The organism is Candidatus Cryptobacteroides sp., assembly GCF_056207615.1.
This window is the reverse complement of sequence record NZ_JBAEER010000167.1, coordinates 1-6,664: the sequence shown is the minus strand read 5'-3', so window position 1 is coordinate 6,664 and position 6,664 is coordinate 1. Positions and strand designations below refer to the sequence as shown.

At 54.6% G+C, this 6,664-nt stretch carries 6 protein-coding genes; 5 read left to right on the top strand and 1 reads right to left on the bottom strand.

From position 1 onward, the window contains the following. Nucleotides 1-2,070 (top strand): efflux RND transporter permease subunit (locus AC06ND_RS09420; protein WP_475678728.1); only part of this gene is annotated, 2,070 nt, incomplete at its 5' end. Further along, nucleotides 2,067-3,446: a TolC family protein gene (locus AC06ND_RS09415; RefSeq protein ID WP_475678727.1), complete on the top strand. Its 1,380-nt coding sequence runs from the start codon at nucleotides 2,067-2,069 to the stop codon at nucleotides 3,444-3,446. The genes AC06ND_RS09420 and AC06ND_RS09415, both read left to right, overlap by 4 nt. Here the strand turns inward: AC06ND_RS09415 and AC06ND_RS09410 are convergent. Then, nucleotides 3,439-4,068: an MGMT family protein gene (locus AC06ND_RS09410; protein ID WP_475678726.1), complete on the bottom strand. Its 630-nt coding sequence runs from the start codon at nucleotides 4,066-4,068 to the stop codon at nucleotides 3,439-3,441. The genes AC06ND_RS09415 and AC06ND_RS09410 overlap by 8 nt on opposite strands. 119 nt (nucleotides 4,069-4,187) lie before the next feature. Between AC06ND_RS09410 and rpsL the strand changes: the two genes are divergently transcribed. The 3 genes from rpsL to fusA all read left to right on the top strand — a co-directional run. Continuing rightward, nucleotides 4,188-4,571 (top strand): 30S ribosomal protein S12, encoded by a 384-nt coding sequence (gene rpsL / locus AC06ND_RS09405; RefSeq protein ID WP_475678725.1) that lies wholly within the window; start codon nucleotides 4,188-4,190, stop codon nucleotides 4,569-4,571. Between the two features lie 37 nt (nucleotides 4,572-4,608). Beyond that, nucleotides 4,609-5,085: a 30S ribosomal protein S7 gene (gene rpsG / locus AC06ND_RS09400; RefSeq protein ID WP_475678724.1), complete on the top strand. Its 477-nt coding sequence runs from the start codon at nucleotides 4,609-4,611 to the stop codon at nucleotides 5,083-5,085. Between the two features lie 24 nt (nucleotides 5,086-5,109). Continuing rightward, nucleotides 5,110-6,664 (top strand): elongation factor G (gene fusA / locus AC06ND_RS09395; RefSeq protein WP_475678723.1); only part of this gene is annotated, 1,555 nt, incomplete at its 3' end.

The window sequence follows — 6,664 nt, the reverse complement described above, 5'->3', positions numbered from 1 at the left end:
GACCTGCTGATCTCCATGCTCGTCGTGGTTTTCGTGATGGTGCTGCTCTTCCCTATACGCTCGGCGCTCATCGCCAGCTCGGGAGTTCCGGTCTGCACCGCGGTGGCCCTGGCATGCATGTACTTCTTCAAGATAGACATGAACACGGTGACCCTCGCCGCGCTGATAGTCTGTCTGGGAATGATAGTGGACGACTCGATCATCACCATAGACGGATACATGGACAAGCTCGGACGAGGACTCTCGCCGCTCGAGGCGGCATGCGCCAGCGCGAAGGAGCTCTTCATGCCGACCTTCATCGCCACCGCGGCCATCTGTGCAATGTTCTACCCTATGACCATGATCATAACCGGCTACCTCGGCGACTTCGTGAAGCTCTTCCCTATCGTGATCACGATATCGCTGATGATGTCCCTTTTCTTCGCAGTCAGCGTCGTGCCGTCGATGGAGATAAAGTGGATGCTGCCTCTCGATCCGAGCAGGAAGAAGAGTCTGGTTACAAGGGCCCAGGACAGGTTCTTCGACCTCATCCAGAGGTTCTATGAGACCGTCCAGGAGTGGTGCTTCAGGCGTCCTTTGTTCACCTTAGTCAGTGGCCTTGCGGCGGTGGTGCTCGGACTCGTGATGTTCAGCCAGACCAATATCCAGATGATGCCGGATGCGGCGCGCGACTTCTTCGTGATTGAGATGGAGATTGAGACCGGACAGACGATTGACAAGACCAAGCACTATGTCGATTCGCTCCAGAACATGCTCCTGAAGGACAGGAGAGTGACTTCGGTGACATCCTTCATAGGCACCAGTGCTCCCCGCTTCACCGCGACCTATCCGCCTAAGCTTCCTGGACCTGGCGTGGCACAGATGCTCGTGAACACGACTTCGACCAGGGCGACGGAGGAGATCCTGCGCGAATATGAGAAGAACTATGAGCATATCTTCCCGGAGGCCGTGATACGCTACAAGCAGATGGACTACAACGGTGCGGAGGCGGCGATCGTGGTCACTTTCTCCGGTGACGACAGGAACGCTCTGCTCCCTGCGGCGGAGAAGCTCAAGAGATACATGTACTCGCTCGACGACGAGCTCAAGTGGATACACAGCAACTGCGACAACTTCCAGAGCTCGGTCAACATCACCCTCAATGCCGATGAGGCGACGAGGCTCGGCGTGAACAAGACCATGCTTGCCATGTCCCTTGCCGGCACCTTCAACGGCCAGACGATTTCGACCCTCTGGGAGGGCGACAGGCAGGTTCCTGTCAATCTCTACAGCGAAGGAATCGACGGAAGCATGAACTATGAGACGGTGGAGAACCAGATGGTGGCAACCTCAGTCCCTGGAGTCACCGTGCCGCTCAGGCAGGTTGCGTATGTTTCGCCGGACTGGTCGCTCACGGAGCTTGACCACATGGCGGGACGCGAGGCCGTGAGCGTGTATGCGGACATGAGGACAGGCCAGAGCCAGCCGGTGGCGATGAAGAAGATACAGAAGTTCATCGACACGGAGCTCCGTCCTGAATTCGGGGACGACGTCCAGGTCAGCTTCGGAGGACTTTCCGCTGCCAACGATCAGGTCTTCCCGGAGATCGCATGGTCCTTCTTCGCAGCCGTCATGGTGCTCTTCATCTTCCTGCTCTTCCATTTCAAGAAGGCTTCCCTCGCAGTGCTGACGCTCTCGATGAGCATGCTCTGCCTCTTCGGTGCCTTCTTCGGACTGTGGATCTTCGACATGGATTTCACCATCACGGCGGTGCTCGGACTCGTGAGCCTCGTGGGCATTATCGTCAGGAACGGTATCCTCATGTTCGAGTATGCGGAGGATGAGAGGTTCAAGCGCGGAAAGGACGTCAGGACTGCGGCGATGGAAGCCGGAAAGAGGCGTATGCGCCCGATCTTCCTCACCTCTTGCACGACCGCGCTCGGAGTGCTTCCGATGATACTCAGCGGAGATTTCCTCTGGATGCCTATGGGTATCGTGATATGCTTCGGAACCCTGCTCTCGATCTTCCTCATCGTGCTCATCATGCCTATCTCGTATTGGCAGCTATTCAAGAACGCGGATAAGAAATGAAAGTAAAGACCATATATATCATAGCGATGTTGCTGATTGCCGGTGGGTCGGCCCATGCTCAGGAGAGGGTGCTCACCCTGCCGGAGTGCAAGGAGCTCGCGCGCAGGAACGATCCGTACGAACGCAATGCCGCACTGGACGTGCTTGCCGCGCGTGCCCAGAAGCAGGAGGCGCTCGCCGAGTACTTCCCAAGCGTCTCGGCTACGGCTGTGGCCTTCCATGCGCTCCATCCTTTCATCGATCTGGGCGTTACGGACATCCTCGGCAAGTCCGACAATGCGTGGAACATCAGCAACTATGTGGATGAGCTGGCTCCGCAGTATGACCTGCCGACCAGGTACAAGGCCCTGCAGTACGGATACGGCGCGACCGTGACTGTCACGCAGCCTGTCTTTGCGGGCGGACGAATAGTGAACGGCAACCGTCTCGCTTCTCTTGGCGTAAAGGCGGCTGAGCTTCAGCAGAGCCTGCGCCATCGCGACACCGAGCTCCAGGTTGAGCAGAAGTATTGGATGGTCGTGTCGCTTCAGGAAAAGAAGAAGACGCTCGAGGAGGCTTCCGCACTGCTCGCTTCCCTCGAGAAGGACGTGCTCGCGGCAAGGGACGCTGGCGTCCTTACCGACAGCGATGTGATGATGGTGAAGCTGCGTGTGTCTGAGCTCAAGAGCTCGGAACTTCAGCTCAAGGGCGGAACCCGGCTCGCGAAGATGGATCTCTGCAACGCCCTGGGCATAGACTATTCCACCGTCCAGGCAGTGGCGACTGCGGAAAGGCCTTATATCGACGATATCGTGATGGACGACGACCTCGGCGGCCTTCGTTCTCCGGATTCATACTATGTTCCCGAAGAGGAACTCGCGGACAGGATGGATGAGACCAGGCTGCTTGCCCTGCAGGTGGAGGCGAAGGACCTCCAGCGCAAGATGACGGTCGGCGAGACTCTGCCGGAGGTTGGTGTCGGAGCCATGTACGGCTATGGTAAGACCGTGGGCGACGGCAGGATGAACGGTGCCGTATATGCGATGGTCAGGATTCCGATCTCGGACTGGGGAAAGGCTTCGCGCAAGATAAGGCGCTTCAGCTATGAGGTCGAGAAGGCCCGCAATGAGCAGGAATATCTCGATGCCCAGCTGCTTCTTCGTGCACGCCAGCTCTGGGTCAACCTTACCACCGCGTGGGAACAGCTGCAGCTTGCGGAGCAGTCCGTCGAATATGCGCGCGACGTGTATGAGCGCCAGCGTCTCTCATTCTCTGCCGGCATGGTGACCATGTCCGAGCTCCTGCAGACGCAGACGAGCCTCCGCCAGAGCGAAGACTCGTATGTGGATCAGTGCATAGCCTACCGTCAGGCTCTGCGCGAATACCAGATCAGATAGAAGCGCAGCCGTAGGAGAACTCGCGTCCGAGTATGTACCTCTTGACCTTCGTGCCGAGAGCATACTCGCCGAAGTCTATTGCGTCGAAGAGCCAGATGTCCGCACCCTTGAATATGGTCTTCCTTGCAGCGACCTCTATCTCCGCGATGCGGTCGAGCGACTCCTTAGGGATGATTCTGTGACATGGCAGGAGCACGGCCACGGGGTTGAGTCCCACTGCATGGGCGACGGCCCTGATTCCAGGGCGGTTCCCGCATACGGTCGCGAACTCGGAGTAGCTCAGGAGCTTCGGTTCAGGGGCCTGTCCTCCGTCCTCGGCGTGGTTGAGCATGAACAGCTGTTTCCACACTCCCAGCTGGAATTCGGTGCCGTAGAGCTTGAGGTCCTCCCAGCGTAGGTTCTCGCTCAGCTTGATCAGGGTGTCGGTGTCCACCTTCTCGGTCGAGATGGTCTGCGCGGTGCGGCTCATCTTTGCCGCAGCACTCATCTGCTTCTTTTTCGAGAGGCCGGGCTTCACTCCGTAGAGCATCGATGCGATCTTGTAGAGACCGCCGTAATCCAGCGAGACTGACGCGATCTTACCGTCAACCTTCGTGATAATCCATTGGTAATCAGGCTCCATAATTCATGCGGTTATATCACAAATATAATAATTTTGTTGCTATTTGGAAAATTATCCGTATATTTGCAGCCCCCTAAAAGTGGGGAAGTGAAACATAAATTAAAGATTTACAATCATTTATGCCAACAATTCAGCAATTAGTTCGCAAAGGACGCGAGGTTGTAGAAGTAAAGAGCAAGTCTCGCGCTCTTGATGCTTGCCCTCAGAGAAGGGGCGTTTGCGTGCGTGTGTACACCACTACACCTAAGAAGCCTAACTCAGCAATGCGTAAGGTAGCACGTGTACGTCTTACCAACTCAAAAGAGGTCAATGCGTACATCCCAGGCGAGGGTCACAACCTCCAGGAGCACTCAATCGTGCTCGTACGTGGTGGTCGTGTAAAGGACCTTCCAGGTGTACGTTACCACATCCTTAGAGGAGCTTTGGATACCGCTGGCGTAGAGGGTAGGAAGCAGTCACGCTCACTCTACGGCGCCAAGAGGCCAAAGAAGTCTAAGAAGTAATTTTTTATTTTATCACCTAATTTAATTTTTCACAACAATGAGAAAAACGAAGCCTAAGAAGAGGATTCTACTTCCTGATCCTAAGTTCCACGACGTGAACGTTACACGTTTCGTGAACAATCTTATGTTGCAGGGAAAGAAGAGTATCGCGTATTCTATTTTTTACGATGCCATTGATATGGTAGGCGAGAAGATGAAGGATTCTGATCAGGCTCCTCTCGATATTTGGAAGAAGGCACTCGAGAACGTGACCCCTCAGGTAGAGGTTAAGTCACGCCGTATCGGTGGTGCAAACTTCCAGGTGCCGATGGAGGTGCGTCCAGAAAGGAAGATTTCACTTTCTATGAAGAATATGATTCTCTTTGCCCGCAAGCGCTCTGGTCACTCCATGGCAGAAAAGCTCTGTGCCGAAATTATCGCCGCTTACAACTGTGAGGGTGCAGCCTTCAAGAGAAAGGAGGATATGCACAGAATGGCAGAAGCAAACAAGGCATTTGCACACTTCCGTTTCTAATCCCTCATCTTTTAACGACGAACAATGGCAAGAGATCTTAAATTTACCAGAAATATCGGCATCATGGCCCACATCGATGCCGGAAAGACCACCACTTCAGAGCGTATCCTCTACTACACCGGTAAGACACACAAGATCGGTGAGGTTCATGAGGGTGCTGCTACCATGGACTGGATGGTTCAGGAGCAGGAGCGTGGTATCACCATCACTTCTGCTGCAACAACAGCATTCTGGCATTACAAGGGCGACCAGTATCAGATCAACTTGATCGATACTCCGGGCCACGTTGACTTCACCGTTGAGGTGGAGCGTTCACTTCGTGTGCTCGATGGTACCGTCGCTACTTTCTGCGCAGTCGGCCGCGTACAGCCTCAGTCAGAGACCGTATGGCGCCAGGCAGACAAGTACGGCGTTCCAAAGATTGCCTATGTCAATAAGATGGACCGTGTCGGTGCAGACTTCCTCGCAGTGGTTGAGGAGATCAAGACCAAACTCGGCGCTCATGCAGTTCCAATTTGTCTCCCTATCGGATCAGAAGACAAGTTCGCAGGTATCATCGACCTCATCGCCATGAAGGCAATGGTCTATGACAATACCGAGAATCTCGTGAACTATGAGATCAAGGATATCCCAGCAGATATGCTTGACGAGGCACAGGCATGGAGAGAGAAGCTCGTAGAGGCTGCCGCAGAGTCAGATGAGACTCTCATGGAGAAGTTCTTCGAGGATCCAGATTCCATCACTGAGGACGAGCTCATCGCTGCTCTCCGTCAGGCTACCATCGACATGCAGATCATCCCTGCATGCTGCGGTTCTTCATTCAAGAACAAGGGTGTTCAGTTCCTCCTCGACGCAGTTATGCGTTTCCTTCCATCTCCACTCGACAAGGGTGCTGTCAAGGGAACCGATCCTGCTACCGGAGACGAGATTGAGCGCAAGTCTGACGCTAAGGAGCCATTTGCTGCCCTCGTATTCAAGATTGCAACCGACCCATTCGTAGGTCGTCTTGCATTCCTCAGAGCTTATTCAGGTAAGCTTGACGCTGGATCGTATGTGCTCAATACCCGTTCTGGCAAGAAGGAGCGTGTTTCACGTCTCTTCCAGATGCACTCAAACAAGCAGAACCCAATCGAGTTCGTAGAGGCAGGTGATATCTGCGCTGCAGTCGGTTTCAAGGATCTCCGCACTGGAGATACCATCTGCTTCGAAGGTGCGCCTATCACCCTCGAGTCAATGGAGTTCCCAGATCCAGTTATCGGACTTGCTGTGGAGCCAAAGACTCAGAAGGATCTCGACAAGCTCGGAATCGCACTCGCGAAGCTTGCTGAAGAGGACCCTACCTTCACCGTGAAGTCAGACGTAGAGACCGGCCAGACCGACATCAGCGGTATGGGTGAGCTCCACCTCGACATCATCGTTGACCGTCTCCGTCGTGAGTTCGGCGTTGACATCAACCAGGGTGCTCCTCAGGTTAACTACAAAGAGGCCATCACTCAGCCTGTTCAGCACCGCGAGGTGTTCAAGAAGCAGTCCGGTGGTCGTGGTAAGTTCGCGGATATCATCGTTGAAATCGGACCTG

Bases quoted from the DNA above. Each gene is read 5' to 3' on its own strand.
- AC06ND_RS09415 (WP_475678727.1), top strand. From the start codon at position 2,067: ATGAAAGTAAAGACCATATATATCATAGCGATGTTGCTGATTGCCGGT.
- AC06ND_RS09410 (WP_475678726.1), bottom strand. From the start codon at position 4,068: ATGGAGCCTGATTACCAATGGATTATCACGAAGGTTGACGGTAAGATC.
- rpsL (WP_475678725.1), top strand. From the start codon at position 4,188: ATGCCAACAATTCAGCAATTAGTTCGCAAAGGACGCGAGGTTGTAGAA.
- rpsG (WP_475678724.1), top strand. From the start codon at position 4,609: ATGAGAAAAACGAAGCCTAAGAAGAGGATTCTACTTCCTGATCCTAAG.